The organism is Pseudomonas sp. PSB11, from assembly GCF_014596605.1.
Lineage (GTDB): Bacteria > Pseudomonadota > Gammaproteobacteria > Pseudomonadales > Pseudomonadaceae > Aquipseudomonas > Aquipseudomonas umsongensis.
On record NZ_NOIO01000002.1, the window covers coordinates 410490 to 437109 of the forward strand.

Genomic DNA, 26620 nt, shown 5'->3' on the forward strand with positions numbered 1-26620 from the left:
GAAACAATCCTCCCACGCCCAGTCAGTGCTGGCTTGCGAAGTTCGTTGGTTCAGTTGTAGGGCGAGAGCAGGCGTGGGTTAGGCAAAGCCGTCCCCCGGCGCCCGTGAAATGCGCGCCTGGAATTCGCGAAATGGATGGGTCGCCGAGCGATCAGGCAAAGCGATCCCGAGCTGTGGGTGGGCCATGGAATTGGGAAGTCGACGTGAACTTCCTGAACAACTGCGTCACTGCGCAAAAGATCAAATGGATCGACATGTTTGCTCCCTCGGGAAAATCACCGCCTTGCAATGCCAAAGTTTTGGCTGGCTTCCGGGGGGCGATCTTTGAACATGACTAAAGTTCCATAGCAAAAAACTGTCAATATTACGCCGCAAAAACAGACGACCGGCATTGGATCTGCCAACCTACTGTTATTAAAGGATATATAGAAAATTCAAAGCAATATTAGAGCGAAATGTTATTTAAAACTGTATCGCTAGAGAAACAAACGCCACCTACGCTGCTGCATGTGAATTACCGAAAGAACGACTGCTCAAGCCGACGAGTTATCTGGAGATCTACATCTATCTGATAGTCAATCACATTTACCGGTAGCGGGTGCGGCGCATGGCCAACCTGGCTTTTCGGTGGGGAGGACGCAAATGCAAAAGCAGTCGAGCGCTCGCTCAGAACTGTCCGACGCGATATTTCGCCTGCGCCGCAGTTTTTACTCGCTGGCAGCGTTCAGTGGCGTTATAAACGTCATGATGTTGACGCCAGCGGTGTACATGCTGCAGGTCTACGATCGGGCCCTGGTCAGTCGCAATGTCACAACATTGACGATGTTGACCTTGCTGGTGATAGGGCTGTTCCTGCTGATGTCCACACTGGAAATGGTCCGCACCCGTGTACTGATCCGGGTCGGCAACTGCCTCGACATGGACCTCAACCGGCGCATCTTCACCGCTGCTTTCGAGCGTAACCTGAGCCGCGCCGGCGGCAATCCGGCCCAGGCCCTGCAGGATCTCTCGCAAGTTCGCCAGTTTCTCACCGGCAATGGCCTGTTCGCTTTCTTCGATGCGCCATGGACGCCGATCTACCTGCTGGTCGCCTACCTGATCCACCCGCTGCTCGGACTGGTCACGCTGATCGGCTCGCTGATTTTGGTGGGCCTGGCTTATCTCACCGAGAAGGCGACGCAAAAGCCACTGGCCGAAGCCAACCAGGCCGCCCTCTCCTCCGCCACTTACGCCAACAATAACCTGCGCAATGCCGAAGTCATCGAGGCCATGGGCATGCTGCCCTCGATCAGCAAGCGCTGGTACCAAAGCCATTTGCGCATACTGGAAATGCAGACCCTGGCCTCCGACCGCGCCGCCCTCATCAGCAGCACCGGGCGCTTCGTGCGTATCACGTTGCAGTCGCTGATCCTCGGCGCCGGCGCGCTGCTGGCGATCGAAGGCAAGATCACCCCGGGGATGATGATTGCCTGTTCGATCCTTACCGGCCGCGCACTGGGCCCGGTGGAACAGGTTATCGGGTCATGGAAGCAACTGCTCGGTTGCCGTTCGGCCTGGGGCCGGCTCAACGAGATGCTGCATGACTATCCGCGCCGACCACCGAGCATGCCCTTGCAGCGTCCGCTGGGCATGCTGGCGGTGGAGAATGTGTATGCCGGTGCCCCCGCCACCAACAACACAATCCTGCGCGGAGTGAGTTTCAGCCTTGCCCACGGCGAAAGCCTTGGCGTGATCGGCCCATCCGCCTCGGGCAAATCCACCCTCGCCCGCCTGCTGGTTGGCGTCTGGCCGGCGCAGGCCGGCAAAGTGCGCCTGGATGGCGCGGACATATTCAGTTGGAACAAGGGGGAACTTGGCCCCTGGCTCGGCTACCTGCCACAGGACGTAGAGCTGTTCGAAGGCACCATCGCCGACAATATCGCGCGCTTTGGCGAAGTGGACAGCGACGCGGTTATTCGCGCTGCCAAAAGCACTGGCGTGCACGAGATGATCCTGCGCTTTGCCCAGGGTTATGACACTCGACTGGGCACCGATGGCAGCCCGCTGTCGGGTGGCCAGAAGCAACGCATCGCCTTGGCCCGCGCGCTGTATGGCGAGCCCAACCTGATCGTGCTGGATGAGCCTAACGCCAACCTCGACGACGTCGGCGAAAAGGCCCTGGTCGATGCCCTGGCCGAACTCAAGGCCCGCGGTGCCACCGTCATTCTGATTTCCCACCGTCCCAACGTACTGTGCGCCGTCGACAAGGTCCTGATGCTGCGTGACGGCGGCGTGCAGATGCTCGGCACGCGTGACGAAGTATTCGCAGCGCTGCGCAAGGCCAGTGTGATGCCTGCAGGCGCGCCGACCCCGCTGGCCTCCGTCAAAGCACGGGAGTGACCGATCATGCAAATGAGCCAACACACCGAGATGATTCAAGCCGATCCCAGGAGCGTGGTAGACCTGGACGTCGGTAAGCCTGCGCGCTGGGGCGTGTGGCTGGTGCTCGCCGGCTTCGGCGGCTTCCTCCTGTGGTCCTGGCTGGCGCCGCTGGATGCCGGCGTGGTGGCGACAGGCACGGTCAAAGTCACCAGCAACCGCAAGGCCGTGCAGCATTTGAGTGGCGGCACCGTGGAGGCCATTCTCGTTCGCGAAGGCGATGTGGTGACCAAGGGCCAGGAGCTGGTGCGCCTCGACTCATTACGAGCCGCTGCCGAACAGGGTGCGGTTGGCGCCCAGTACATCGTCAGCAAGACAGTGGAAAACCGGCTGGAAGCGGAACGTGACGCGCGCAATGTGGTGACCTTCGATCCCGATCTGCTCAAGCGCTTCGGCAATGACCACCGCCTGGTAGCCGCCATGGACCTGCAACAGCGTCTGCTGGACACCCGGCGTGCCGGCCTGGCAGGTGAAATCAGCATCCTGGAGGAAAACCTGGCGGCGTCGCAGGTGCAGCTCAAGGGCCTGCAGCAGGTCTATGGCGCCCGCACCTCGCAAATCAACTTCCTCAACCAGGAACTGCAAGGCACCCGAGTTCTGGCGGCCGAAGGCTACGTGCCGCGCAACCGCTTGCTTGAGCTGGAACGCAGCAACGCCGACCTTTCGGCCGGCCAGGCCGAGAACCTCAACAACATCGCTCGCGTGCGTAGCGAGGCTACCGAAATCAAGTTGCGCATCCTGCAGCGCCAGCACGATTACTTGAAGGAAGTCGAATCACAGCTGACTGAAACCGCCAAGGAAAATACCACCCTGGCCGACCGTTTGCGCGCCCTGGACTATGAAGTGACCCACACGGTGATACGGTCGCCCATCGACGGCATGGTCCAGTCCCTGAGCATTGCCACCGTCGGGGGTGTCATTCAGCCCGGCTTCAAGATCATGGAAATCGTTCCGGTCAACGAGCCGCTGCAGGTCGACGCGATGATTCCCGTGCAGGCCATCGACAAGATGGTCCCCGGCCTGCCCGTGGATATTGCCTTCCCGGCCTTCAACCATGCCCAGACGCCAAACATTCCCGGCCGCGTGAAGACCATCTCCGCCGACCGCCTGCTCGACGAGGAAAGCAAGCAACCGTTCTATCTGGCTCAGGTGGACGTCACTCCCGATGGCATGAGGCTGCTTGGCAGCAATCACATTCGCCCCGGTATGCCCGCCAGCGTCACCATCAAGACCGGCGAGCGCAACTTGATGAGCTATCTGCTCAAACCGATGCTCGAACGCGTGGACAGCTCCTTTAAGGAACAATGAAATGGACCGTCATTGCATAGTCTTCTGCCTGCTGGGGCTGTCCCTGCCGGCCAGCGCCATGGACCTCAAACAAGCCTGGGATCTGTTGCAGTACCAAGGCCCCATCTACCGTGCCGCCGTGCATGAAAAAGCTGCCGGCGAGGAAAACCGCGCCATCGGCAAGGCCGGCCTGCTGCCGCAGGTCAATGCCTCGGCCTACGACAACAAGGTCAATGGCACCCAACGCCAGAACGGCCTCGACAGGGATCTGGACTACGACTCCAAGGGCGCCAACGTGCGCCTGCGCCAGCCGCTGTTCAACAAACAGAAGATGGCCGAGTACCGCCAGGGCAAGCAGCGTGCCGACTACAGCGTCGCGGTGTTCGATGCCAAGAGTCAGGACGCCGCCGTGCGCTTGGCCGAGAGCTATTTCGACGTGCTCCTGGCAAGCGAAACCATCCTCCTGGCCAAATCCAAGCTGAACGCCTTCGAAGAGCAACTCGCCTCGGCGAAACGCCGCATGGAGCTGGGTGCCGGCACCATTACCGACATCGACGAGTCGGTCGCTCGCCGCGATCTCGCCGAGGCTGAACTGATCGAAGCGCAGGACAACCTGGTCAATGCGCGCCGCAAGCTGGAAGAATACATAGGTGAACCCCCCGAATCGCTGACCACCCTGCAGCCGACTTTCGCCACACCGCCGCTGCTACCGAGCAATCTGCAGGACTGGCTGGTCAAAGCCCAGGCCGATAGCCCGCTAATTCATGCGCGCCGTCACAGCAGCGCCCTTGCCGAAGAAGAAGTGAAGCGCGCCAAGGCCGGCCACTGGCCCACACTGGATTTCGTCGCCGGCTATACCGCAGGCGACAGCCAGTCAATCTCCGAGTTGAATCAACGCAACCGCTACAGTTCAATCGGCCTGGAAGTCAACTTCCCGTTGTACAGCGGTGGCGGCACCAGCGCTCTGGCACGCCAGGCCAGTGCCAATAGCTACAAGGCCATGGACGAGCTCGACGCCACGCGCCAGGAAGTCATCACTGGTACCACCCGCGAGTATCAAGGCGTACAAAGCGGCGCTCAACGTATCCACGCACTGGAGAAGGCAGTGGCGTCAAACGAACGCTCACTGGCTTCGACGCGCAAGGGCTTCAAGGAAGGAGGCACCAGCACCAACTCGGACGTGCTCAATGCCGAAGAGCTGCTCTTCGTGGCGCGCCACGATCTGTTCGAAGCAAAACTGCGCTACTTGATGTCGCGCCTGCGCCTGGCCTCTTCGGTGGGTAGCCTGGGCGACGACGATATCGACCACATCAACAACTACCTGGGCCCGGAACTGTTAGTCACCAACTGAGTTTTACCTGCGAGCTGATGGAGTGATATCGACGGCAATCCGTTGACGAGCAACATACCGCGGGCGTTTATCAGGAAATCCGTGGGTGGGATTCAAGGACCCATAAGAAAAAGTTGCTCCTGAATGCAATGCGACGTTATTGAGCTATACCCAATAGTCCCACCACCGCACTTCTTCCATTGTTGGAGGTTGGCAATGAAACCCTCTCTCCCCCTGTCCGCACTGTTGATCACGGCAACGCTCTTGGGCTGTTCCAGTTCATCACACCCGTCAATGAATCTGCCCTTGGCAGCGACCCACCGCAACCCTGGTCATACGGCCACGACCACATTGACTGGCGAAGGCAATCAAACCAACTTTGATTTCTACGTCACCGGCGTTCCAAACGGAACCATCTTGCCGCCGCGCCTCTACACTTTCATCAACAAGGGCAGTTGCCAGCAACCCGGGCCAGCCGCGTTCGCCATGAACGATAAGGTCAACACTGAACCCAACGCTGGCACCGGTGGCTGGACCTTTTACAGGAGCGCGCCGATAGCCATGCCAGACCTGCTCTCCGGCAAGTACTCGGTTGTCGTGCGTACATCACCTGAAGATGGCAGCGCCGATATTTTCTGCGGCGATATTGCACACGCGACTCGATGAACCACCCGTAGTCATTTTCAGTCGGCACACGTCGGATGTGGCGATTTTGTCCAGCGTGTCCACGTGGGTGTTTAACTTGCGCACCCCATCTCGATATTCCTTCGTGCGCTGAAAAAAATCCTTCAAGGCGCCTTGAGCCGTACCTTGCTCAGTCGCCCAGCGAGCCAAGGAGCCACTGGCGAAAAATCTCGGCACAGGCAGAGCGCTTGCGGTGCTTGAGCGACACCAGGAATTCGCCATTGCCGGTCACACATTCGAACGGCGTAACCCGCTGCAATTCGCCCTTGGCCAGCGCCTCATCCGCCATGAACGTCCACGCAAGGCCAATACCCATGCCTTGCTGGACGGCACGATAGGCCAATGTCAGCTGGTTGAAGACCGGGGCTTTGTCCCGCGCCACGTAGTCGATGCCAAAGTGGCCGAACCACTGGCGCCAGTCCAGGCATTGCCAGGCGCAGGTGTCGATCTGCACCAGGTTGGCTCGCGCCAAGTGTTCCAGCGTCTTGATTCCCGAGACATCCAGTGAGGGATGCGCCACGGCATAGACGATTTCCGGCAGCAGGAAATCGCTGTCCAGCGAGGGCCATTGGCCAGAACCGTAGAGAATGCCCACGTCGAAATCATTGAGACTGGCTTCGTCGAACTCGTTGATCGCGTGCACGTGCACGGCGATGTCGGGGTACGCCTTGTTGAATTCGATCAACTTGGGAAACAACCAGAACTGGGCCAGGGCATGGGTCGCCAGCACCGAGACAGCGTTGGACTGATGGACATTGCGAATACGCGTGACGCTCTGGTACATCGTGGTGAGCAGCATGTTGACCGTCATCAGAAGCTCCTCGCCTGCGCCGGTCAACGCGACACCCCGTGGCTTGCGCTCGAAAAGCGCCACGCCCATGCCGTCCTCGAGCTGGCGCATCTGTTTGCTCACGGCGCTCTGGGTCAGGAACAGTTCGCCAGCGGCACCGGTGAAGCTGGCATGCCGTCCCACGGCCTCGAACGTGATCAGGGTCTCCAGTGGGGGCAAGGTACGCAGGTAACGGTTGATGAGGATTCTCCTGGCTGACGACTGCGACCCGACATTCCCCTGCGGAATGGGTGGCCGAATATTTATCGCAGGTGGCGCTTATATACCATGGCTAGAATGCCGCTAAACAGCCTGCCAGAGCCGAGATGATGAACAGTGGGATTGTATTTGCGATATTGGCAGGCGCTATCTGGGGCGGGGTGATTATCGGCCCATCGTTGCTGCCCGAATTCAATGCCGTGCTGATCAGCAGTGTGCGGTTTTCCCTCTATGGGCTGATCTCGCTTCTGCTGGCTTTGCCAATTGCATCAAGCCTGCTGGCCCGATTGACGCGCAACGATGTGTTTGTGCTGTTGCGCTTGTCATTGACTGGCAACGTCCTGAACTACGCGCTGCTGGGTGCTTCCGTACAACTGAGCGGGGTGACGGCGGCGGCCCTTATCAATGGCATGATGCCGGTTGCCATTACCTTCCTGGGGCGTGGTGATCCAGGGTCCCTGCCCCTGTCAAAGCTCAAGCTGCCTTTGTTACTGGTATTCCTGGGCATCGTATCGGTCAGCCTGGAACACTCAGGGGCACGGGCGGCGGGTACCTCACTGTCTTCCCAATTACTCGGCCTGGCCTGCGGATTCAGCGGTGTGGTCTGCTGGTCATGGTACGCCACCCACAATGCCCGCTATCTCAAGCAGAGCCATTTCAACAGCAGCGAATGGTCCACGCTGGTGGGCATCGTGACGGGTATCGTGGCGGTCGTGTTCGGCATCGCCGCCTTGATGTTATTCCCCAACCTGGTCCCCGCTCGGGTTGAAAGCAGTCGCTGGATGGCTTTGCTGTGGGTTTGCCTGTTCCTGGCACTGTGTGGTTCGTGGCTTGCCAATGGGCTATGGAATGCCTGCTCGCGTCGAATGGCCACGTCGTTGAGTGGCCAGATGATCGTGTTCGAAACGCTGTTTGCATGTGTCTACGGTTTTCTGTTCAGCCAGCGGGTGCCTGGCCTGATGGAAGTGATCTCGATCGTGTTGCTCGTTGGGGGTGTGGTCTGGGCGGCGAAGCGTCACCGCGTGGTCCCGGTGAAACATGCCGAGCCGTAGAATCCAACAGTCGTTACCAGCCTGCCCTGATGTGCAAAAACAAGCCGGTAGCGATAAAAACTAAAAAACCATCAGCAGCATTGAGGTACCTCGCCGCGCGCAAGGCGAGCGTTGATGTCTTCAATGACCGCCGGCAAATCGACGATGGTGTCGATCAGGTAGTGCGGGCGCGAACCTTCGAACATCCGGGTAATGCGTGATCGCGCTTCGCTCAGTTCTTCGGCTGACAGGTTTTTGTATTGGTCATAGGTCAGGCCCAATGCATTGCCGGAGCAAGTCAGCGCCACCGTCCACATGCCCGCGCTTCGGCCTTCGAGAATGCCCGGCCAGGTGTCATCGACCTTGACGCAAGCGGCGACGTCGCTGACCCCCAGGGCAATGACGTTGGCCAGGGCTTGCGCCGGGTGCGGGCGTCCGTTGGGTACTTCGTCGGTGGCCACCACGTGGTCGGTGACATAGCCGTTCTCGCGCGCCAGCTCCACGACTTTTTCCATGACCACCGCCGGGTAGCCGGAGCAGGAGCCGATTTTCAGGCCCTTGTCGCGCAGGCCGTTGATGGTCTCGAGCGCACCGGGAATCAGCGCCGAGTGCAAGGCGATTTTCTCGATCTGCAGCGGCATGAAACGCTCGTAGAGGGCGGTGACATCATCGTCGGTTGGCAGGCGGCCGAACACGGCGTGGTAGCGCGCGGCGATTTGCGGCTCGTTGCACAGCGTGCGGATGTGGTCCCACTTGCCCATGCCCATCGGCCCGCGGGCTTCTTGCAGGGACACCGCGACGCCGAACTCGGCAAAGGCTTCGACGAAAATCTGCGTCGGTGCGAAGGAACCGAAATCCACGACGGTGCCCGCCCAGTCCAGAACCACGGCTTGCAATTGGGAAGGTTGTTGGTAATGCATGGTGAGTCTCCATTTTTGGCTAAGGGATGCCCGTCCCTCCTGTCGCCAGGAGGTAAGGTTATTGAGGCTTGATACGGATCAGGCGATCAGGTGGCCGGGATCGGACTGGAATCGAACAGCTCGGCAATCATCGGCCGGTTTCTGCGAATACCCAGGCAACACAGGTGGTAATCAATGAAGAACGGATGATCGACAAAGGTAATGGGCTTTGTTCCCGGCGTTTCAGCGTATTCGACAGCCGATACGAAACCGATGCCGATTCCCTTGGCGATGGCGTGAACGATGGCTTCGCGGCTGTTCAATTGCATGACGCAGTTCAGGTCGACATCAAGGCGATCGCAACTCTCCTCCACCAGTTGGCGAGTGCGGGAGCTTTTTTCCCGAAGGACCCACTTCTCGTCGCTGATCTGTTCAACGTGCACCGCCTTCTGCGCAGCCCAGGGGTGATCGTCGCGCACGACAGCAATGATGGGATAACGCCGATAAAGCTGCGTATCAAAACGCTGGTCGAATTCGGACAGCGCCAGGATGGCCACGTCGATGTCGAAATTGAACAGGCGGTCCAGGGTCTCTTTTTCCGGCGAGAATGATGTTTCCAACTCAATGTCCGGATGCCGCTGCATCAACTCGTACGTCAGGTTCATTGCAATGGGCGGCGAGACGGCACCCAGGCGCAACATCCCGGTTTTACGTTGCTTGAAACTCTGTAGAAGTTGCACGGCTTCATCCTCTTGGCCAAAGAGACCCTGGGTGATGGCATACAGCTTGTGTCCCGCGGAGCTCATCTCGACGATGCGCCCGCGTCGATGAAAGAGCTCCACGGAAAACTTCTTTTCCAGCGCCGTGACCTGCTCACTGACTGTCGGTTGCCCAACGCTCAGGTACTCGGCGGCCAGGGTGAAACTGCCGGTCTTGGCCACCGCATGAAAGGAACGCAGCCACTTGTGGTACTGGTACATGAAAAGATCCTGTTGCTGGGCCGCGGCCCTGATTCATACCGGTGTAAACAGCTATCAACGCCTGATGAACAAGGCGACCGCTGCGCTGCACAGGCAGGCAGACGTGACCACGATGAAGATCAACGACGTGTTGCCGGTACTGTCGAGCATACTGCCGATCAGCGGTTCCGCCAGGCCTGCGAAAAGGTAGGAGGAGAAGTTCATGATGCCGGTCGCGGTGCCCGCGCGCTTGGCGCCGACCAGGTCCGGGCACAATGCCCAGAAACTCGACGCCGGACCGTAGACAAAGAACCCGCAGAGAAACAACGCCACGAGGCCGACGGCACTGTGAGGCGCAAGGCTCCACATCCACAGGCTGGTGCCTGCGCCGAGGAACATGTAGAGCATGATCGCCAGGTAGCGTTTTGAACCGAACAGTTTGTCCGAGATCCAGCCATTGCTGAGCGCACCGATGGCCATGCCCACCGGCAAGGCAACCGTGATCCACTTGGGATCGATCAGGCTGTCGCCGCTTTTCCAGTCGGCGCCCAGAAAGTGCACCGGCACCCAGACGATAAGACCGTAGCGAGCGGCATTCTGGAACCCCAGGGAGATTGCAGCGATGATCAAGCGGTAGTTTTTCAGCACGGCTTTGTAGCGCTGCGCCGAGGTTTCGAGTTCGCCGTGGGCGACTTCGTGATTCTTGTCATCGGCATTGGCCACACCGGTATCGGCGAGCGGCTCGAAGCCCATGTCCTGCGGTCGCTCGCGCGCCACCAGGTAAAACACGATGCCCCCTGCCAGCATCAGCAAAACCGGCAGGCGGAAGATCCAGCGCCACTCCAGTTGCAGCACTTCAAGCACAACGATTGAGGTCACGTAGGACAGGACAGAGGCACAACCGGCAGCGAACACGTAAAAACCATAGACTTTGCCCCGCTCGCCGGTACTCCACCAATTGGAGATCAGCCGACTGCCTGGCGCCCAGCCTAATGCCTGAAAGTATCCGTTGATGCCCCAGGGTAAAATGAGCGCGGCGAAGCTACCGGCGAAGCTGGTGATCCAATTGGCTGCACACGACAACACGGCACCGGCCGTCATGATGCGGCGCCCACCGAACTTGTCGGCAAGATTGCCATTGATTGCCTGGCCGATGGCATACGCCCACAACATGGCAGCCGATGCCCAGCCAAGATGTTCTTTGGTAAAACCGAACTCTGCCTGGATGCCCGGGATGGCGAAACCGAACGTTTGTCGACCGGTGTAGAAAAACAGGTAGCAGAACATCGCCGCCAACAGCATGCGCCATTGCGCGACGCGGAATGAGGACGTGGCGACTGCCAGACTCGGTAAAGCTTGGGCACGATTCATGATCTTTTCCTTATTATTGTTCGTACCCTCCAGGCGAATCGGAGGGCGCACTTTTGTAGGAGCGAGCATGCTCGCGATGAGTCTGAGAGCGCCGCGGGGTATCAGGTTGCCAGCGTTATCGTTAACGACCATCGTCGGAACGCCGCCCGGAGCATGCTCGCTCCTACAGGGGGGGGGCACGTGTCAGGCGGCGTGTGCGCCGATGAAATTCCTGCCTCGTGCGCCCTGCAGTGCGAACTCGATCATCTCCCGGGCTTCCTCTTGCGTAACGCCGTAGTCGGCAAACTCGGTCTTTACGTCAAGGCTGTGGAGGAAATGGCGCAGCTGTGCCTGCGCTTCGTCGAGGTCTTTGCCGAGCACCCGTTTCAAGACCCTGTCGCGCGCTTCGTCACGCCCCCAAGCAAGGCCCAGGACCAGGGGCAAGGTGAAGGAGCAGGCGATGCCATGGGGCAGGCCGTGGCGCAGCGTCATTTCGTAGGAAATCGAGTGGGCCAACGCCGTCTTGGTATTGGAAAAGGCCAGCCCGGCCTTGAGTGCGGCCAGTGCCATGCGTGAACGCAGTTCCTTGCTGCCCAGGTCATGCCGCAACAGCGGCAGGCACTCAAGAATGTCTTCGATCGCGGAGATCGCTAAGGTATCCGAAACCGGATTGGCGTTGATGTTCCAGATGGACTCCAGCGCATGAGACAACGCGTCCAGACCGGTTGAAACCGTGACACCCGCTGGAACAGTGAGCATCAGGCCGGGATCGACAATCGCCACTTTGGGCCAGGTGCAGTCCAGGTGCAGCGAGTATTTTTTCTGTCCTTCGGTGTCCCAGATTGTCGCCCATGGGGTGACTTCACTGCCGGTGCCTGCCGTGGTGGGAACCGCAATCAGCGCTTTGCTGTGGGCTGGAACAAAGGGCTTGCCCGTTGCCAGCAAGGCGACCAGTTCATCGAAGCGACCCGACTGCGTCCCCACGATCAATGCCTTGGCCGTATCGATGGCGCTGCCTCCGCCAACGGCGATGACCGTCTGACAATCGCCCGCTTCCTGCCAGAAGCGCTCATAGGTGCCACGCAATTGAGCGACATCGGGATTGGGCTGGACATCTTCGACGATGTATATCAGCCGCTCGCCGAGCAAATCCTGAATGCGATCGACCAGTCCCAACCCACGCGCTTCGGGAAAGATCACCAGGGCAACTTTTTGGTTTTCGGTGATCGAGGCAAGTTCTACGAGGCTGTTGTAGCCCAGGCGAGTATCAACAGGATTATGGAATCGGGCGATCATGGCGGTCCTCTACTTGTTGTTGTAAGACGTGGCGCCATACTCACGGCCCGAGGTTAACCGCACAAATCGATAATTCGCAGGTGTGCATAGGCTCAGCCGATACCAGCGATCAGCGTTGGCAGCTGGGACCTGATGCGCTCATGAATTGATGAAACCCCCTCCCCCTCAGAAAAGTTGTACAAAAAAGTTGACTTGTACAGGCAACGTCCTATTCTTCAAATAACTATACAAACCCAATTCGCCTGTACAAGAAAAAGAGGCAGGGGACATTCCATGCCTGCCTGCAATGGAGACACGACGTGGCTGATTTCTTGCGATGTTTCGCCGGCGAATTTGCAGCACTGGACGGCAGCAATCTGCACAACCTCAAGCATCTGTACAGTCACGACGTACGCTTCAGTGATCCGCTCCATGAGATCCAGGGCCTGACAGCGCTGCAAGAATATTTTACTGAGCTGTATGCCAACGTCAGCGAGCTGGGTTTCACCTTCCACGGCTATGACCAGGTGCAGGACGGCGCCGGTTATCTACGCTGGACCCTGCATTATCGCCATCCCCGCTTGAGCCATGGCCAACTCATAGAGGTGGTTGGCTGTTCGCACCTGCTTTGGCACAAGAAGGTGTATCAGCATCGCGACTACTTTGATGCAGGCGCTCTGCTCTATGAGCACTTGCCTCTAATGGGAACCGCGATTGGCTGGCTAAAGGGGCGATTGGCATGAAACGCATCTGGCTCACTGGAGCCAGTAGCGGCATTGGTGCCGCCCTGGCAGAAATTTTATTGACCCAAGGCCATTTCCTGGCCGTCAGCGCACGCAATGCAAAGGCCCTGGAAACATTACACAGGGGTCATCCGCAGCAGGTACTTCTGCTGCCGGGCGACCTGACCGATCCACGCCAGGTTCAAGCCATGGGCGAGCGAATCGGGCAAGTCTGGGGCCATCTGGATCAGGTCATCCTCAATGCTGGAACCTGCGAGTATGTGGACGCCGGCGTCTTTGAAGCCGACATGATTGAACGCGTGATGCGGGCCAATCTGTTTTCCGCCGCCTACTGCGTGGAAGCCGCCCTACCACTGTTACGCAAGGCTCAGCGGCCACATCTGGTGGCCGTGTGCAGCTCGGTGACCTACCTGCCGTTACCGCGCGCCGGAGCGTATGGCGCCTCAAAGGCGGCAATGCGCTACCTGTTTCAGTCCTTACGCATCGACCTGGCTCACGAAGGTATCGACGTCACGCTCGTCAGCCCGGGCTTCGTCGATACGCCACTCACGCAAAAAAACGATTTCCCGATGCCGATGCGCTGGCCGGTCGGCAAAGCTGCCGCCTACATCGCCACCCGCCTGGAAAAACGCCCCCTGGACATTGCATTTCCCTGGCCATTCATTGCCGCTCTGCGCGCATTAGCGTTATTGCCCCAACGCCTGCAACTGACGCTGGGCAGACGCATGGCGCGTCCGGTCACAGAAGAGTCTTCATGAAAATAGCCATCATCGGCAGCGGTATTTCCGGCCTGACCTGCGCCTACCTGCTCAACCGCAAACACGACGTCACTGTGTTCGAAGCCAGTGACTGGATCGGTGGCCATAGCCATACGGTCGACGTTGAAGTAAAGGGCGAACGCCATGCCATCGATACGGGTTTTATCGTCTTCAACGACTGGACCTATCCCAACTTCATCCGTCTGCTGGATCAACTCGGCGTGGCTTCGCAACCCACCGAGATGAGCTTTTCGGTTCAGGACCCGCACACCGGCATTGAATACAACGGCGGCAACCTCAACCAAGTGTTTGCCCAGCGCAGCAATCTGCTTTCACCTGGCTTCTGGGGCATGTTGCGCGAGATCTTGCGTTTCAACCGCCAAGCCCCACGTGATCTGGAAGAACAACGCATCACTGCCAACACCACGCTGGGCGCCTACCTGCGGGAAAACGGCTACGGCCAGCGTTTTATCGAACATTACATCGTCCCTATGGGGTCGGCGATCTGGTCGATGTCACTGGGCGACATGCAGCGTTTTCCGCTGCAGTTCTTCGTACGCTTTTGTAAAAATCACGGCCTCTTGTCCGTCACCCACCGGCCGCAATGGCGTGTGGTCAGCGGCGGATCGCGCCAATACGTAGCGGCGTTGAGTGCCGGCTTTGTCGAGCGTATCCACCTTAACTGCCCGGTGTATCGCGTGGAACGTGACCTGGGCGGGGTCACCCTGCACTGTGCGACCGGAGCCAAGCGTTTTGACAACGTTGTGTTCGCCTGTCACAGCGACCAGGCGCTACGTCTGTTGGCCGCTCCAAGCCGAGCCGAGCGAGAGATACTCGGTGCACTGCATTACGCCGAAAACGATGTGGTGCTGCACAGCGACACCCGCCTGTTGCCCAACCGTCGCCGAGCATGGGCGAGCTGGAACTACCGCCTCGGCGGCTCAGCCCAGCACCTGGCGGCTGTCACCTACAACATGAATATCCTCCAGGGGCTTTCGAGCGACACCACCTTTTGCGTCAGCCTGAACCAGACCGCAGCCATTGACCCCGACAAAATCCTCGCCCGCTTTCGCTACGCCCATCCGCAATACAGCCAGGCTGGCATGACCGCACAAGCGCGTTGGCAAGAATTACAGGGGCCCCAGTTCAGCTACTACTGCGGCGCCTACTGGGCCAACGGTTTCCACGAGGACGGCGTGGTAAGCGCCTTGCGCGTGGCGAGCGCTTTCGGAGAAAAACTGTGAACAGTGCCCTGTACCGCGGCTGGGTCAGCCACCGACGGCTGCTGCCGCGCGCCCATGGGTTTCGCTACCGCATGGGGATGCTCTACCTCGATCTGGCGGAACAATCGCAGGTGCTGGCCTTATCCTGGTTCGCCGGACATTCGCGCTGGGCCGCCTTCGCCTTCCGCGAAACTGACTACCTGCCGCTTGCAACGCGTCAGGGTATGAGCCTGAGCGATGCAGTGCGCCAGCGCGTGGAACAGGCCCTTGGTCACGCACCGCAGGGACGCATCTGTCTGCTCACCCAGCCCCGTAGCTGGGGGCTGTCCTTTAATCCGGTCAGCCTGTTTTACTGCTTCGAATCCGACGGCAGCCTGGCCGCCATTCTCTGCGAAGTCAGCAATACCCCTTGGCGAGAGCGTTACCACTATGTGCTGCCGACCCATGCAACCGGTGAGTCATGCCACCGGGTCGCCAAGAGCTTTCACGTCTCGCCCTTCCTGCCTCGTGACCTGGAGTACCGCATGCGGTTTTCCGCTCCCGGCCAAACGCTGCACGTGAACATGCAGGATTGGCAGGGTGAGCAAAAAATATTTGAAGCCGGCCTGGGTCTGGAGCGCGTCGAACTGACGCGCCAAAGCCTGCATCGCCACCTTCTGGACTTTCCCTGGATGACCGCCAAGACCCTGCTCGGCATTTACTCGCAGGCTCTGCGCCTGCTGCTCAAGCGTCTGCCTCTGGTTTCCCATAAACCCGCCGCCGGTGAATACCGCACCGCAAACCTGGAGTCTCGCCATGACGAATCCTAGCCTGACCCCAATGACGTGTGGCTCTGCTGCCAACGGGATAGGCGCCCGTGTACTGAAAAAAGGCGTCTTGCATCAACTGGCGAACCTGCGCCACGGACATTTGGTCATCATCGTCGACGGTGAGCCACTGAGCTTCGGCCAGCCTGGCGCGGCACCGCATGGCGAGATAGAAGTGCATAACGCGGCGCTCTGGCCAATGGTGGCGGTAAATGGCTCAATTGGCGCCGGCGAGGCCTATATCCACGGTTACTGGAGCAGCCCCGACCTGACTGCCGTGATCCGCGTATTCGTTGCCAACCTCGACGTGCTGGATGGAATGGAGCGCGGCCTGGCACGTCTACGCCGTCCCCTGGCAAAAGCGTTGCACTGGCTCAACCGCAACACACGCCAAGGCTCGCAACGCAACATTTCTGCGCATTACGACCTGGGCAACGCGCTGTTTGAACACCTGCTGGACCCCAGCATGATGTATTCGGCAGCCATGTTCCGGTCCAGCAGCGATAGCCTTGAACAAGCTCAAATGTACAAGCTGGAGCGCATCTGCCAAAAGCTCGATCTCAAACCCAGCGACCACCTGCTGGAAATCGGCACAGGTTGGGGCGGCATGGCCATTTACGCGGCCACCCGATACGGCTGCAAGGTCACCACCACCACGCTGTCGCGTGAGCAGTTTGCCTACACCCAGCGCCTGATCGAAGAGCAGTGCCTGCAAGGCCGCATCACCCTGTTGCTGCAGGACTATCGTGAGCTGACGGGTCAATACGACAAGCTGGTGTCGATCGAGATGATCGAGGCCGTCGGCCACCGCTTCCTGCCTACTTACTTCAAACAGTGCGCGCACCTGCTCAAGGAACACGGGCTTATGCTATTGCAGGCCATCACCATTCGAGACCAGCGCTACGAGCAGGCGAAAAAAACCGTCGACTTCATCCAGCGCTACATCTTCCCGGGTGGCGCCTTGCCTTCGGTGAGCAGCATGCTGCACACCATCAGTCGCGACACCGACCTGAACCTTCATCACATGGAGGACTTCGGGCTTCACTACGCACGCACCCTTCGCCTGTGGCACGAGAACCTGCGACGCAGCCGGCACAACCTGGAAGCGCTAGGCTATGACGAGGCGTTTTTCCGCCTGTGGGAGTTTTACCTGTGCTACTGCGAGGGCGGCTTCCTGGAACGAAGCATCGGCACCGCGCACCTTTTACTCGCCAAACCCGGAGCACGGCCGCAGCCGTTCGGCCTGGAGGCGTGAACGTGCGAGGCCGGTTGTTGCTCAACGCAGGACTGTTCCAGATCGGCTGGTTCGCCTGTGTGCTGGGTGCGCAACGGCCGTGGCTGTTGCTGCTGGCAATGACCTGCCTGGCGATACACCTGCTATGGATTGCAAACACCTCTGGTGAGTGGCGTTATCTGTTGAAGGTGTCAGCGTGCGGCTGGGTCCTGGACAGTGCTCTATTGCATCTCGGGGTATTCCAGTTTCCCGGTGCCACACTCGTTTTGCCGCCCTGGCTGGCAATCCTCTGGCTACTTTTCGCCAGTACTTTGCGTCACAGCCTGGGCTGGACCAAGCGCCCTTGGTGGATAGGCAGCCTGCTAGGGGCTATTGGCGGGCCTCTCTCTTACTGGGGAGGTGCCAGGTTGGCTGATGTCGGCCTGCCGCTGGGTACCTGGCCCAGCATGCTGATACTCGCTTTGATTTGGGCGATGTTGATGCCGACATTGCACTGGCTGGCCGGACAGCCTGCTCGTTGACTCAAGATTGCTTGCGGAAGAACAAGGTGATCTGGCCAACCTCCACGTCGAACTTGGACATGTACGAGCGATTGATCAGGGTGTTCTCGTCCATCAAGTACATCCAGTCGTCCAGATGAACGTCATACTCCTTGCCGTCCACCGGCAACCTCAGCACATACCGCCAGCGCAATGCATTACCTGCCACCTCACCCTGCGCCTCACCCACCACGTCGCCAGCGGTTCCACGCCATTGGCCAGGTCCGGCCGGGGTGAGCGTCCACACGCGTTTCTGCCGAGTACCGTCGCTGTACGTAAATGACTCGTCGAGGATCAGCCGGTTACCTTCAGAGTGGCCATTGATCTCTACGTGGAAGCGTTTGGTGACCTCGCCTGAACGCTTTTGAAAGATTCCCCAGGCTTCAACCCGCCCCTCGAAAAATTCGCGCAAATCAAGCTTGGGGGTTTCCTGACTGTAGGTCTGCACATCCACCCGACTGCAACTTGCAAGGCCGATGCACAGCAGCAATAGCCATATCCTCAGCATGCATATCTCCTCGATGTTTTCAGGGTTTGGCGATGCCCAGCAATTGGTCGCGCAGTTGCGGGTCGCGGGTTCGGGGGTCAAGCCAGATGGAGAAAAAGGCTTCGGCGAACGCCTCGTCCTTCACCACATGCCGTAGATTCTCGCCGACGTAAAAGCGTGCGCCCTCTGCAGGCACATAGACGCCTGTGATGCGGTCACCGGCGCGCACATCGACAAAGGCCTGGAGCATCTCCCGCTCCCAACGGGCCATCAATCGCGAATTCGGCGGGGTGGGCGACAGGCGCTTAATTTCCTTGATGCTGGCCTCGACCAGATCCTCGCGACTGATCGCGCGACGGTAGGTCAGCTCCAGCGCAAACGGCACATCCGCGCCTGGCAGATCACCGGCAAGCAGGCGTGGGCTCCACAATTGCGCGCTGTAGATGGAAAAACCGAATATTCGCATCTCGCCGCCCCCTATCCGGCGAGCATCGGGCAAGGCCTCGCGCCAATCAGCCAACAGTCCTGGGCTCTGGAGCATCAGAACAAGACAGACAACGTGGCGGATAAAGCGGTCTGTCTGCATAACGTGCAAAGGCCTCGACAGGACTCAAGGGACGCCTCTAAAAGCTATACCAAATTTTTATTTTGTACAGCTAATAACCGCTACGGTCAGCGTTGAAAGACGGTATCTGACGAGCTCAAGTCCTCACGGATATCACGCCCCTGCCATCTCCCTGACAATGTCAAAGAACGTCGTCAGGATGCGTCGGGAACTCTGCGCTCGCAGGCAAACCAGGGTCTCGGTAAAACGTTGCTGGCAATCGACGATCGGCAAGCCGCGAATCCGCGAATCCGCACCGAGCTCCGCCGCCGAAACTACGCCGACGCCCATACCGATGGCGACGGCCTCGCGGGCCGCTTCACGCCCCTCCACCTCGATGGCCTTGCGAATGCGCAAGCCCGCCGTCGCCATCTCCTCCTCCAGGGACAGTCGCGTCACCGAGCCCTGCTCGCGCAATACCAGGGGCGTGTTGTCCAGATCGGCGAGGCAGATGGATGTTCGCTGCGCCCAGGGATGGTCATGGGCGACGAAGGCGAGCATCGGATCGCTGCGCAGGGGCAGCTTGAGCAGTCGGTCATCTTCGATATTGCGCCCCAGCAGGGCGATGTCTGCCTGGTGGCCGAACAGCCGCTGCAGGACCTCATCGGTATTGGCCGTTTCCACTTTCACATCCACGCCCGGGTATCGAGCACAGAAGCGCGCGACATAGGGCAGCACATGCACGGGCGCGTCCACGGCAAGGTTCAGGGTCCCTGTCGACAGGGTGCGGTAGTCCATCAACATGTCGTGGGCATCGACACTGATATCGAACAGGCGCTGGGTCAGCCCGAACAAGCGCTCGCCCACCTCCGTCAGGCGCACCAGGCGTTTGTCCCGGAAAAACACCATCACACCGTAGTACTCCTCAAGCTTGCGCACCTGGTCGGACACCGCTGGCTGGGACAGGCAGAGCTGTTCGGCCGCGCGCGTGAAACTGCCATTGATTGCCACGGCGTGGAAAGCCTTGAGCTGGGTATGGGAGATCGTCATGGGGGCCTACCTATAGTTTCAACTTATTCATACATACGATAAATCGATTTTATTTATGAACAATGAACTGCAAGGATGGATTTCGCAAATGCCTTGGCCAACGGGCCGCTGCTTGGATCAATCAGGAATGCCTAATGGAAATCGAACGTTTCGCCACGATAAAACGCCGTTCGGACATGGTCCGGCATGACAACGTCCTCTACATCGGGGGCCAGGTTGCCACGGACCTCAGTGGCAATATCGAGGCACAGACCCACGAGGTTCTGTGCGCCATCGAGCAGCTGTTGCTCAGTGTCGGCAGCGACCGTACGCGGGTGCTTTCGGTGCGCATCCTGCTGGCTCACCGCGAGGACTATGAAGGGCTCAACAGGGTCTGGGACGAATTTTTCCCCGAAGGCCATGCCCCCGCACGCGCTTGTACCCTGGCCAACCTGATCGACCCCGGTTGGCGCGTGGAAATGATCGTGGTCGCCGCGTGCGGCTGATTGCGTCCTGAATGCCACCCCGCAACCTTTCGAACGGAGACTCCCCATGCGCCCCTTCTGGCTCGACCAGGCCCTGAAAAGCCAATCCGATACGCCCTGCCCGCCATTGCGCCAAGACACCCAGGCCGACGTCTGCATCGTCGGCGGTGGTTACACCGGCCTGTGGACCGCCATCATGCTCAAGGAACAGAACCCCGAACTGGACGTTGTCATCGTCGAAGCGGACATCTGCGGTGCCGGTGCCAGTGGACGTAATGGCGGCTGTGCGCTGTCCTGGTCGGCCAAGTTCTTCACCCTGGAACGCTTGTTCGGGGTCGAAGAGGCTGTGCGCCTGGTCAAGGAATCGGAACAGAGCATTTACGCCATCGGCGACTTTTGCAAAAAATACGCGATGGACGCCGACTACCGCCTCGATGGCACGCTCTACACCGCCACCAACCGCGCCCAGGTCGGTTCGACGGACGGGGTGATCGCGGCGCTGGAGCGCAATGGCATCAACTCCTTTACCAAACGCGCGCTCCCTGAGGTGCAACGCATGTCGGGTTCTACCCGTCACGTCGAAGGCTGGTTCTCACCGGCGGCGGCGAGTGTGCAACCGGGCAAGCTGGTGCGTGGCCTGCGCCGGGTTGCGCTCGACCTGGGCGTGCGGATCCACGAGGGTTCGCCAATGACCGGCCTCGAACACGGGCTGCCGGCCACCGTCAACACGCCGGGCGGGAAAGTCATGGCCAAGCGCGTAGTCATGGCCATCAACGCCTGGATGGCCCGTGCCTTTCCAGAGTTTTCGCGCTCGGTGGCCATCGTCTCCAGCGACATGATCATCACCGAACCGCGCCCCGACCTGCTCGAACGAATCGGCCTGACCAGCGGGGTCACCGTGCTCGACTCGCGCATCTTCGTGCACTACTACCACAACACCCCGGACGGCCGGATCATGCTCGGCAAAGGTGGCAATACCTTCGCCTACGGCGGTCGCATCCTGCCAGTATTCGACCAGCCTTCGCCCTACAAGGGCTTGTTGCGCAAGACCCTGGCCGAGTTCTTCCCGGACTTTGCCGACGTCGGCATTGCCGCCACGTGGAACGGCCCGTCCGATCGCTCCGTCACCGGGCTGCCGTTCTTCGGCCGAATGGGCGCAAGCGGCAACGTGTTTTATGGCTTCGGCTATTCCGGCAGCGGCGTCGGGCCCTGTCATATGGGCGGGCAAATCCTTTCATCGCTGGTGCTGGGGCTGGACAACCCCTGGACACGCTCACCGCTGGTGCAAGGCCCGCTCGGCCTTTTCCCGCCAGAGCCGATCCGCTACCTGGGCTCGCTGATGGTGCGCAACGCCATTCGCCGCAAGGAGCACGCCGAGGACCGCAACCTGCGCCCCCGTCGACTGGACGTGCGCCTGGCGAAGTTCGCCGCGGCGGCGGGCAAGTCGGACAAGGCATAGCGCAGCGTCAGGTCTGCGATATTTGTTTGGCTGATCAAGCCTGCCTGGCGCTTGCCAGGCGGGGTTTCCTGGTTTCAACCGTTCAATTGAGCCGCGAGCGAAGATTTGCGGCGTGCCGATATCGATCAATGCGCCCAGTTTCCACTTATAAGCCCAGCTTGTTTGTGACATGTGATAAATCGATTTCAGTTATTTTTCCGCAGGTGTTTTGATCAGCACATGCATCACTCCCCTACAAAAACAACACCGCCGGAGAAGATCATGACCAAAGCTGAATTCCCGACCACACAGGCGCTGGCTACCCCAGCCTTGGGTGAACCCTACCTGCTGACCCCAGGGCCATTGACCACGTCCAAGGCCACCAAGGAAGCCATGCTACGCGACTGGGGCTCATGGGACGTTTCCTTCAATCAAGTCACGGCCGAGGTTCGCCAGAACCTGCTGAGCATGGCCGGCGTCGCGGACGACAGCTTTGCCTGCGTGCCGTTGCAAGGCAGTGGCAGCTACTCGGTGGAAGCCGCCTTGGCCACGGCCATCCCCCGTGACGGTAAAGCGCTGGTGCTGATGAATGGCGCCTACGGCCAACGCGCCACCAAGACCCTGGAGTACCTCGGTCGCGCCTTCATCACCCTGGACAAAGGCGACTACTTGCCGCCGCAGCCCGAGGAAGTCGACGCCCTGCTCAAGGACAATCCGGACGTCACCAACGTCTTCATCGTCCACTGCGAAACCAGCTCCGGCATTCTCAATCCGCTGCGCGAAATCGCCGATGTGGTGAAGGCGCATGGCAAGAGCCTGATCATCGATGCCATGAGTTCCTTCGGCGCCGTGCCGTTGACGGTCAAGGACATCGCGTTCGACGTGGTGGTGTCTTCTGCCAACAAATGCATCGAGGGCATTCCGGGGTTCGGCTTCGTCATCATCCGCCGCTCCGTGCTGGAGGCCGCCAAAGGCCGCGCCAACTCCCTGAGCCTGGATCTGTACGAGCAGTGGGTATACATGGAGCGCACCGGGCAATGGCGTTTCACCCCTCCGACCCACAGCGTCGTGGCTTTTCATAAAGCGCTGGAGCAACACACTGCCGAAGGCGGCGTGCATGGCCGCCTGGCCCGCTACACTCGCAATCGCGATGTACTGGTCGCCGGCATGCGCAAGCTTGGCTTCAAAACGTTGCTGGAAGACCGTTGGCTGTCGCCGATCATCACCACGTTCTTCAGTCCGGAACATCCGAACTTTGAGTTCAAGCGTTTCTACGATGAACTCAAGGCCCGCCAGTTCATCATCTACCCCGGCAAACTGACCGTCGCCGAGAGTTTCCGCATCGGCTGTATCGGCCAGATCGACGAATACATCGTCTATCAATTGCTGCGCGCCATCGCCGACAGTCTTGTGGCCATGAACGTCGACATGCATCTACCGGCAGGCTGACCGCCCCTTTAAAGGTCTTTGTCAATTCGAGCACGGGTGCAATGGGTAGCACCTTTGGACAGGGATCTTTTTTTAAACATGGATTCGCTGACTGATCGCCAGGCAGAGCCGGGCAGCCGTCAGCGATCGCGTCAATTTAATGCTTAAAGCCTGATGCCATTTCACGGCCATCTGATCGATGTCGTGTGCGTGGACAGTCTTTCTGTACCGAAAACAAAAACAAAACTCATTATTTGCGCTGTCTGGCACCACATACGGGATCAGAACACCATGAACAAGAACGCTACAAGTCCTCTCGCCACTGGCTGGAAATCGCTCCAGCGTTGGCGCGTGCAAGTTTTCCTCATCACCTGGGTGGCCTATGCCGCCTTCTACTTCACCCGCAAGGCGTTTTCCGTTGCCAAGCTGGGTATTGGCGAAGACCCGGACTTCATGCTCGAAAAGGCCATGATGGCCAATCTCGACGCCCTCTACCTGACCGCGTATGCCGTGGGGCAGTTTCTGTGGGGTAACTTCTCCGACCGCTTCGGCCCCAGGGTCGTGGTCCTGAGCGGGCTCGTTATCTCGGCGCTGGCCGCGCTGCTGATGGGGACTTACGCGACCCTGCCGATTTTCGCTTCCTGCATGCTGGTCCAGGGCCTCGCCCAGTCCACCGGTTGGTCGGGGCTGTGCAAGAACGTCGGCAGTTTCTTCAGCACCAGCGAACGCGGCCGCGTGCTGGGTTTCTGGAGCACCTCCTACGCCTTCGGTGGCCTGGTCGCCACGCCGTTTGCCGGCTGGTGGGCCTACAACCACTACCACGACTGGCGCCTCGCGTTTATCAGCAGCGCCGTGGTGGTCCTGGTGGTGGCGGTGTTGTTCTTCTTCCTGCAACGCAACAAGCCGGAAGACGTCGGCCTGCCGCCGGTGGAGATCGAAATCGAGCCCGTCAGCAACGTCGTGGTACCGCGCGAAAGCATGTGGGCCGGCTTGCGCACCGTGATGAAAAATCGGACCGTGCTGGTGCTCGGCCTCGCCTACTTCATGCTCAAGCCAGCGCGCTACGCCATCCTCCTGTGGGGCCCGGTGATTATCTACGAGCGCATGCCCGAGATCGGCAAGGTGGCCTCCGCCATCGTTCCCACCTCGTTTGAACTGGCCGGTTTGATCGGACCGATCCTCATCGGTATCGCCTCGGACAAGTATTTCGGCGCCCGTCGTATTCCCGTCTGTGTCCTTAGCCTGGTGATCCTGACTGCCTGTCTTGCGCTGTTCGTTCCCGCCATGCAAAGCGGCAGCCTCTACATCGTGGTCGGCCTGCTGTTCATGATGGGCCTGTCGCTTTACGGGCCGGACTCGATGCTCAGCGGCTCGGCGGCGATCGACTTCGGCAGCAAGGACGGCGCGGCCTCCGCCGCAGGCTTCGTCAATGGCTGTGGCTCGGTCGGTGCCGTACTCGGTGGCTTGCTGCCGGGTTACTTCGACACCATCACCGTGTTCCTGGTGTTCACCGGCGCTGCACTCCTGGCCAGCCTGATGCTGGTGCCCTTCTGGAACAGCCGCCCGAAAACCGTGGAAAGCCCGGTGCTGTCCTCGACGCCGGTGCAGCCGGTCGTACTTGGCACCCACTCCTGAACCCGAACCCATCTATCAATTTTCACTGGAGCAATCATCATGAATTACCAACAACCTTCTCAGTTGCAAGCCGTGGTTCTGGACTGGGCCGGCACCGTCGTGGATTTCGGTTCTTTCGCACCGACGCAGATTTTCGTCGAAGCCTTTGCCGAGTTCGGCGTCGCGGTGTCCCTGCAAGAAGCCCGCGGGCCGATGGGCATGGGCAAATGGGACCACATCCGCACGCTGTGTAACGAGCCGCAAATCGCCGCGCGCTACCACGCCGTGTTCGGCCGCCTGCCAACCGACGATGATGTCACCGCCCTCTACGAGCGTTTCATGCCGCTGCAGATCGAGAAAATCGCCCTGCACTCGGCGCTGATTCCCGGTGCGCTCGAGACCATCAACGGCCTGCGCGACAAGGGCCTGAAAATCGGCTCCTGCTCCGGCTACCCGGCCGTGGTCATGGAGAAGGTCGTGGAGCTGGCGCGCCAGAACGGCTATGTCACCGATCACGTGGTGGCGACCGACGAAGTGCCCAATGGCCGCCCGCACCCGGCGCAAGCCTTGGCCAACGTCATTGCCCTGGGCATCAGCGACGTCGCCGCTTGCGTCAAGGTCGATGACACCTGGCCGGGCATTCTCGAAGGCCGAAGCGCGGGCATGTGGACGGTGGCGCTGACCTGCTCCGGCAACGCACTGGGCCTGACCTATGACCAATTCAAGGATTTGTCCCTGGAGGCATTGGCCGAGGAACGCGCGCGCATCGTCAAGATGTTCGAAGGCTCGCGCCCTCACTACCTGATCGACACCATCGTTGATTTGCCGGCGGTCATCGAAGACATCAATGCGCGCCTGGCTCGTGGAGAAACCCCTCAGGGTTCCTGACCCTGTCGGCTTGCACAATTGACAGTGGCCGTCCCAAGGACGGCCACATCCAAAAAAAACAAGAGAACGCCACCATGAACTACGCCCACCCTGGCACCCCCGGTGCCATCGTTTCCTTCAAGTCCCGTTACGGCAATTACATCGGCGGCGAGTTCGTCGCACCGGTCAAGGGTCAGTACTTCACCACGACCTCGCCCGTGAATGGCCAACCGATTGCCGAATTCCCGCGCTCCACGGCTGAAGACATCGACAAAGCCCTGGACGCCGCCCACGCGGCCGCCGATGCCTGGGGCAAGACGTCGGTGCAGGACCGCTCTTTAGCGCTGCTGAAAATCGCCGACCGTATCGAACAGAACCTGGAACTGTTGGCAATCACCGAATCCTGGGACAACGGCAAGGCCGTGCGCGAAACCCTCAACGCCGACATCCCGCTGGCCGTGGACCACTTCCGCTACTACGCCGGTTGCATCCGCGCCCAGGAAGGCAGCTCGGCCGAAATAAACGAACATACCGCGGCGTATCACTTCCATGAACCCCTGGGCGTGGTCGGGCAGATCATCCCGTGGAATTTCCCGATCCTGATGGCCGCCTGGAAACTCGCCCCGGCCCTGGCCGCCGGTAACTGCGTGGTGCTCAAGCCTGCCGAACAAACCCCGCTGGGCATCACCGTGCTGGTCGAGCTGATCGGCGACCTGTTGCCACCCGGCGTGCTGAACATCGTGCAGGGCTTCGGCAAAGAAGCTGGCGAAGCCCTGGCCACCAGCAAGCGCATCGCCAAGATCGCCTTCACTGGCTCGACCCCGGTCGGCTCGCACATCATGAAATGCGCGGCCGAGAACATCATTCCAAGCACCGTGGAGCTGGGTGGCAAGTCACCGAACATCTTCTTCGAAGACATCATGCAGGCCGAACCATCCTTCATCGAGAAGGCTGCGGAAGGCCTGGTGCTGGCGTTCTTCAACCAGGGCGAAGTCTGCACCTGCCCTTCCCGCGCCTTGGTACAGGAGTCGATCTACGACGACTTCATGAAAGAGGTGATGAAAAAAGTCCTGTCGATCAAACGTGGCGACCCGCTGGACACCGACACCATGGTCGGTGCCCAGGCCTCAGAGCAGCAATTCGA

The 26620-nt window shown here is 59.8% G+C and carries 25 protein-coding genes; 17 read left to right on the top strand and 8 right to left on the bottom strand.

Annotation, left to right across the window (positions count from 1 at the left end; all coding sequences use genetic code 11):
* Window positions 1-642 precede the first annotated feature (642 nt).
* The 4 genes from CGA21_RS04835 to CGA21_RS04850 all read left to right on the top strand — a co-directional run bounded on the left by CGA21_RS04835 (window position 643) and on the right by CGA21_RS04850 (window position 5701).
* Window positions 643-2379, top strand: a complete 1737-nt coding sequence (locus CGA21_RS04835; protein WP_188263660.1) for a type I secretion system permease/ATPase — start codon at window positions 643-645, stop codon at window positions 2377-2379.
* A gap of 6 nt (window positions 2380-2385) precedes the next feature.
* A complete protein-coding gene (locus CGA21_RS04840; protein WP_188263661.1) occupies window positions 2386-3726 on the top strand; it encodes an HlyD family type I secretion periplasmic adaptor subunit in 1341 nt (446 codons plus the stop codon).
* Between the two features lies 1 nt (window position 3727).
* On the top strand, window positions 3728-5056 hold the full coding sequence (locus tag CGA21_RS04845; RefSeq protein ID WP_179057082.1) for a TolC family outer membrane protein: 1329 nt from the start codon (window positions 3728-3730) through the stop codon (window positions 5054-5056).
* A 195-nt stretch (window positions 5057-5251) separates the two neighbouring features.
* Window positions 5252-5701, top strand: coding sequence for a hypothetical protein (locus tag CGA21_RS04850; RefSeq protein WP_188263662.1), 450 nt, complete (start codon window positions 5252-5254; stop codon window positions 5699-5701).
* 148 nt (window positions 5702-5849) lie between these two features.
* Here CGA21_RS04850 and CGA21_RS04855 read toward each other — a convergent pair whose 3' ends face one another.
* Window positions 5850-6728: a LysR substrate-binding domain-containing protein gene (locus CGA21_RS04855; RefSeq protein WP_223193993.1), complete on the bottom strand. Its 879-nt coding sequence runs from the start codon at window positions 6726-6728 to the stop codon at window positions 5850-5852.
* Between the two features lie 146 nt (window positions 6729-6874).
* On the opposite strand from CGA21_RS04855, the gene CGA21_RS04860 reads away from it, so the two are divergent.
* Window positions 6875-7819: a DMT family transporter gene (locus CGA21_RS04860; protein ID WP_188263663.1), complete on the top strand. Its 945-nt coding sequence runs from the start codon at window positions 6875-6877 to the stop codon at window positions 7817-7819.
* Between the two features lie 71 nt (window positions 7820-7890).
* Here the strand turns inward: CGA21_RS04860 and phnX (CGA21_RS04865) are convergent, their stop codons facing one another.
* The 4 genes from phnX (CGA21_RS04865) to psrA form a co-directional block, all read right to left on the bottom strand.
* Window positions 7891-8718 carry a phosphonoacetaldehyde hydrolase gene (gene phnX / locus CGA21_RS04865; protein ID WP_188263664.1) on the bottom strand — a complete coding sequence of 276 codons (828 nt, stop codon included), beginning with the start codon at window positions 8716-8718 and terminating at the stop codon, window positions 7891-7893.
* A gap of 86 nt (window positions 8719-8804) precedes the next feature.
* Window positions 8805-9677, bottom strand: coding sequence for a LysR substrate-binding domain-containing protein (locus CGA21_RS04870; protein ID WP_020800152.1), 873 nt, complete (start codon window positions 9675-9677; stop codon window positions 8805-8807).
* Between the two features lie 54 nt (window positions 9678-9731).
* The gene (locus tag CGA21_RS04875; RefSeq protein WP_188263665.1) at window positions 9732-11027 is read right to left on the bottom strand and encodes an MFS transporter; all 1296 of its coding nucleotides are present in this window, start codon (window positions 11025-11027) and stop codon (window positions 9732-9734) included.
* Window positions 11028-11210: 183 nt separating this feature from the next.
* Window positions 11211-12302 carry an iron-containing alcohol dehydrogenase PsrA gene (gene psrA / locus CGA21_RS04880; protein WP_188263666.1) on the bottom strand — a complete coding sequence of 364 codons (1092 nt, stop codon included), beginning with the start codon at window positions 12300-12302 and terminating at the stop codon, window positions 11211-11213.
* Window positions 12303-12601: 299 nt separating this feature from the next.
* Here psrA and CGA21_RS04885 point away from each other — a divergent pair, with 299 nt between their 5' ends.
* The 6 genes from CGA21_RS04885 to CGA21_RS04910 are packed head-to-tail and all read left to right on the top strand — an operon-like array spanning window position 12602 to window position 17566.
* Window positions 12602-13024 (top strand): nuclear transport factor 2 family protein, encoded by a 423-nt coding sequence (locus CGA21_RS04885; protein ID WP_188263667.1) that lies wholly within the window; start codon window positions 12602-12604, stop codon window positions 13022-13024.
* Window positions 13021-13782: an SDR family NAD(P)-dependent oxidoreductase gene (locus CGA21_RS04890; protein WP_188263668.1), complete on the top strand. Its 762-nt coding sequence runs from the start codon at window positions 13021-13023 to the stop codon at window positions 13780-13782. Before CGA21_RS04885 ends, CGA21_RS04890 begins: the two co-directional genes overlap by 4 nt.
* Complete coding sequence (locus CGA21_RS04895; RefSeq protein ID WP_188263669.1) at window positions 13779-15026, top strand: NAD(P)/FAD-dependent oxidoreductase; 1248 nt, start codon at window positions 13779-13781, stop codon at window positions 15024-15026. Before CGA21_RS04890 ends, CGA21_RS04895 begins: the two co-directional genes overlap by 4 nt.
* Entirely contained in the window at window positions 15023-15814 is a 792-nt protein-coding gene (locus tag CGA21_RS04900) for a DUF1365 domain-containing protein (RefSeq protein ID WP_110752275.1), read from the top strand. The genes CGA21_RS04895 and CGA21_RS04900 overlap by 4 nt, the downstream gene beginning before the upstream one ends.
* The gene (locus CGA21_RS04905) at window positions 15801-17066 is read left to right on the top strand and encodes an SAM-dependent methyltransferase (RefSeq protein ID WP_188263670.1); all 1266 of its coding nucleotides are present in this window, start codon (window positions 15801-15803) and stop codon (window positions 17064-17066) included. The genes CGA21_RS04900 and CGA21_RS04905 overlap by 14 nt, the downstream gene beginning before the upstream one ends.
* 2 nt (window positions 17067-17068) lie before the next feature.
* Window positions 17069-17566 (top strand): DUF2878 domain-containing protein, encoded by a 498-nt coding sequence (locus CGA21_RS04910; RefSeq protein WP_188263671.1) that lies wholly within the window; start codon window positions 17069-17071, stop codon window positions 17564-17566.
* A gap of 1 nt (window position 17567) precedes the next feature.
* On the opposite strand, the gene CGA21_RS04915 is transcribed toward CGA21_RS04910, so the two are convergent.
* From CGA21_RS04915 to CGA21_RS04925, 3 genes are all read right to left on the bottom strand, one after another.
* The gene (locus CGA21_RS04915) at window positions 17568-18092 is read right to left on the bottom strand and encodes a DUF3833 domain-containing protein (protein ID WP_188263672.1); all 525 of its coding nucleotides are present in this window, start codon (window positions 18090-18092) and stop codon (window positions 17568-17570) included.
* A 19-nt stretch (window positions 18093-18111) separates the two neighbouring features.
* Window positions 18112-18657 carry a chalcone isomerase family protein gene (locus CGA21_RS04920; protein ID WP_188263673.1) on the bottom strand — a complete coding sequence of 182 codons (546 nt, stop codon included), beginning with the start codon at window positions 18655-18657 and terminating at the stop codon, window positions 18112-18114.
* A 132-nt stretch (window positions 18658-18789) separates the two neighbouring features.
* Window positions 18790-19665, bottom strand: coding sequence for a LysR substrate-binding domain-containing protein (locus CGA21_RS04925; RefSeq protein WP_020800141.1), 876 nt, complete (start codon window positions 19663-19665; stop codon window positions 18790-18792).
* Between the two features lie 134 nt (window positions 19666-19799).
* Between CGA21_RS04925 and CGA21_RS04930 the strand changes: the two genes are divergently transcribed.
* The 6 genes from CGA21_RS04930 to CGA21_RS04955 all read left to right on the top strand — a co-directional run.
* Window positions 19800-20150 carry a RidA family protein gene (locus CGA21_RS04930; RefSeq protein ID WP_020800140.1) on the top strand — a complete coding sequence of 117 codons (351 nt, stop codon included), beginning with the start codon at window positions 19800-19802 and terminating at the stop codon, window positions 20148-20150.
* Between the two features lie 46 nt (window positions 20151-20196).
* The gene (locus CGA21_RS04935) at window positions 20197-21588 is read left to right on the top strand and encodes an FAD-dependent oxidoreductase (protein ID WP_188263674.1); all 1392 of its coding nucleotides are present in this window, start codon (window positions 20197-20199) and stop codon (window positions 21586-21588) included.
* A gap of 261 nt (window positions 21589-21849) precedes the next feature.
* Window positions 21850-23016, top strand: coding sequence for a 2-aminoethylphosphonate--pyruvate transaminase (locus tag CGA21_RS04940; RefSeq protein ID WP_188263675.1), 1167 nt, complete (start codon window positions 21850-21852; stop codon window positions 23014-23016).
* Window positions 23017-23286: 270 nt separating this feature from the next.
* Entirely contained in the window at window positions 23287-24630 is a 1344-nt protein-coding gene (locus CGA21_RS04945; RefSeq protein ID WP_188263676.1) for an MFS transporter, read from the top strand.
* A 39-nt stretch (window positions 24631-24669) separates the two neighbouring features.
* Window positions 24670-25497, top strand: a complete 828-nt coding sequence (gene phnX, locus CGA21_RS04950; RefSeq protein ID WP_188263677.1) for a phosphonoacetaldehyde hydrolase — start codon at window positions 24670-24672, stop codon at window positions 25495-25497.
* A 74-nt stretch (window positions 25498-25571) separates the two neighbouring features.
* A partial coding sequence (locus tag CGA21_RS04955; RefSeq protein WP_188263678.1) for an aldehyde dehydrogenase family protein occupies window positions 25572-26620 on the top strand: 1049 nt, incomplete at its 3' end.

Bases quoted from the DNA above. Each gene is read 5' to 3' on its own strand.
- CGA21_RS04835 (WP_188263660.1), top strand. From the start codon at position 643: ATGCAAAAGCAGTCGAGCGCTCGCTCAGAACTGTCCGACGCGATATTT.
- CGA21_RS04840 (WP_188263661.1), top strand. From the start codon at position 2,386: ATGCAAATGAGCCAACACACCGAGATGATTCAAGCCGATCCCAGGAGC.
- CGA21_RS04845 (WP_179057082.1), top strand. From the start codon at position 3,728: ATGGACCGTCATTGCATAGTCTTCTGCCTGCTGGGGCTGTCCCTGCCG.
- CGA21_RS04850 (WP_188263662.1), top strand. From the start codon at position 5,252: ATGAAACCCTCTCTCCCCCTGTCCGCACTGTTGATCACGGCAACGCTC.
- CGA21_RS04860 (WP_188263663.1), top strand. From the start codon at position 6,875: ATGATGAACAGTGGGATTGTATTTGCGATATTGGCAGGCGCTATCTGG.
- phnX (WP_188263664.1), bottom strand. From the start codon at position 8,718: ATGCATTACCAACAACCTTCCCAATTGCAAGCCGTGGTTCTGGACTGG.
- CGA21_RS04870 (WP_020800152.1), bottom strand. From the start codon at position 9,677: ATGTACCAGTACCACAAGTGGCTGCGTTCCTTTCATGCGGTGGCCAAG.
- CGA21_RS04875 (WP_188263665.1), bottom strand. From the start codon at position 11,027: ATGAATCGTGCCCAAGCTTTACCGAGTCTGGCAGTCGCCACGTCCTCA.
- psrA (WP_188263666.1), bottom strand. From the start codon at position 12,302: ATGATCGCCCGATTCCATAATCCTGTTGATACTCGCCTGGGCTACAAC.
- CGA21_RS04890 (WP_188263668.1), top strand. From the start codon at position 13,021: ATGAAACGCATCTGGCTCACTGGAGCCAGTAGCGGCATTGGTGCCGCC.
- CGA21_RS04895 (WP_188263669.1), top strand. From the start codon at position 13,779: ATGAAAATAGCCATCATCGGCAGCGGTATTTCCGGCCTGACCTGCGCC.
- CGA21_RS04905 (WP_188263670.1), top strand. From the start codon at position 15,801: ATGACGAATCCTAGCCTGACCCCAATGACGTGTGGCTCTGCTGCCAAC.
- CGA21_RS04915 (WP_188263672.1), bottom strand. From the start codon at position 18,092: ATGCTGAGGATATGGCTATTGCTGCTGTGCATCGGCCTTGCAAGTTGC.
- CGA21_RS04920 (WP_188263673.1), bottom strand. From the start codon at position 18,657: ATGCAGACAGACCGCTTTATCCGCCACGTTGTCTGTCTTGTTCTGATG.
- CGA21_RS04925 (WP_020800141.1), bottom strand. From the start codon at position 19,665: ATGACGATCTCCCATACCCAGCTCAAGGCTTTCCACGCCGTGGCAATC.
- CGA21_RS04930 (WP_020800140.1), top strand. From the start codon at position 19,800: ATGGAAATCGAACGTTTCGCCACGATAAAACGCCGTTCGGACATGGTC.
- CGA21_RS04935 (WP_188263674.1), top strand. From the start codon at position 20,197: ATGCGCCCCTTCTGGCTCGACCAGGCCCTGAAAAGCCAATCCGATACG.
- CGA21_RS04940 (WP_188263675.1), top strand. From the start codon at position 21,850: ATGACCAAAGCTGAATTCCCGACCACACAGGCGCTGGCTACCCCAGCC.
- CGA21_RS04945 (WP_188263676.1), top strand. From the start codon at position 23,287: ATGAACAAGAACGCTACAAGTCCTCTCGCCACTGGCTGGAAATCGCTC.
- phnX (WP_188263677.1), top strand. From the start codon at position 24,670: ATGAATTACCAACAACCTTCTCAGTTGCAAGCCGTGGTTCTGGACTGG.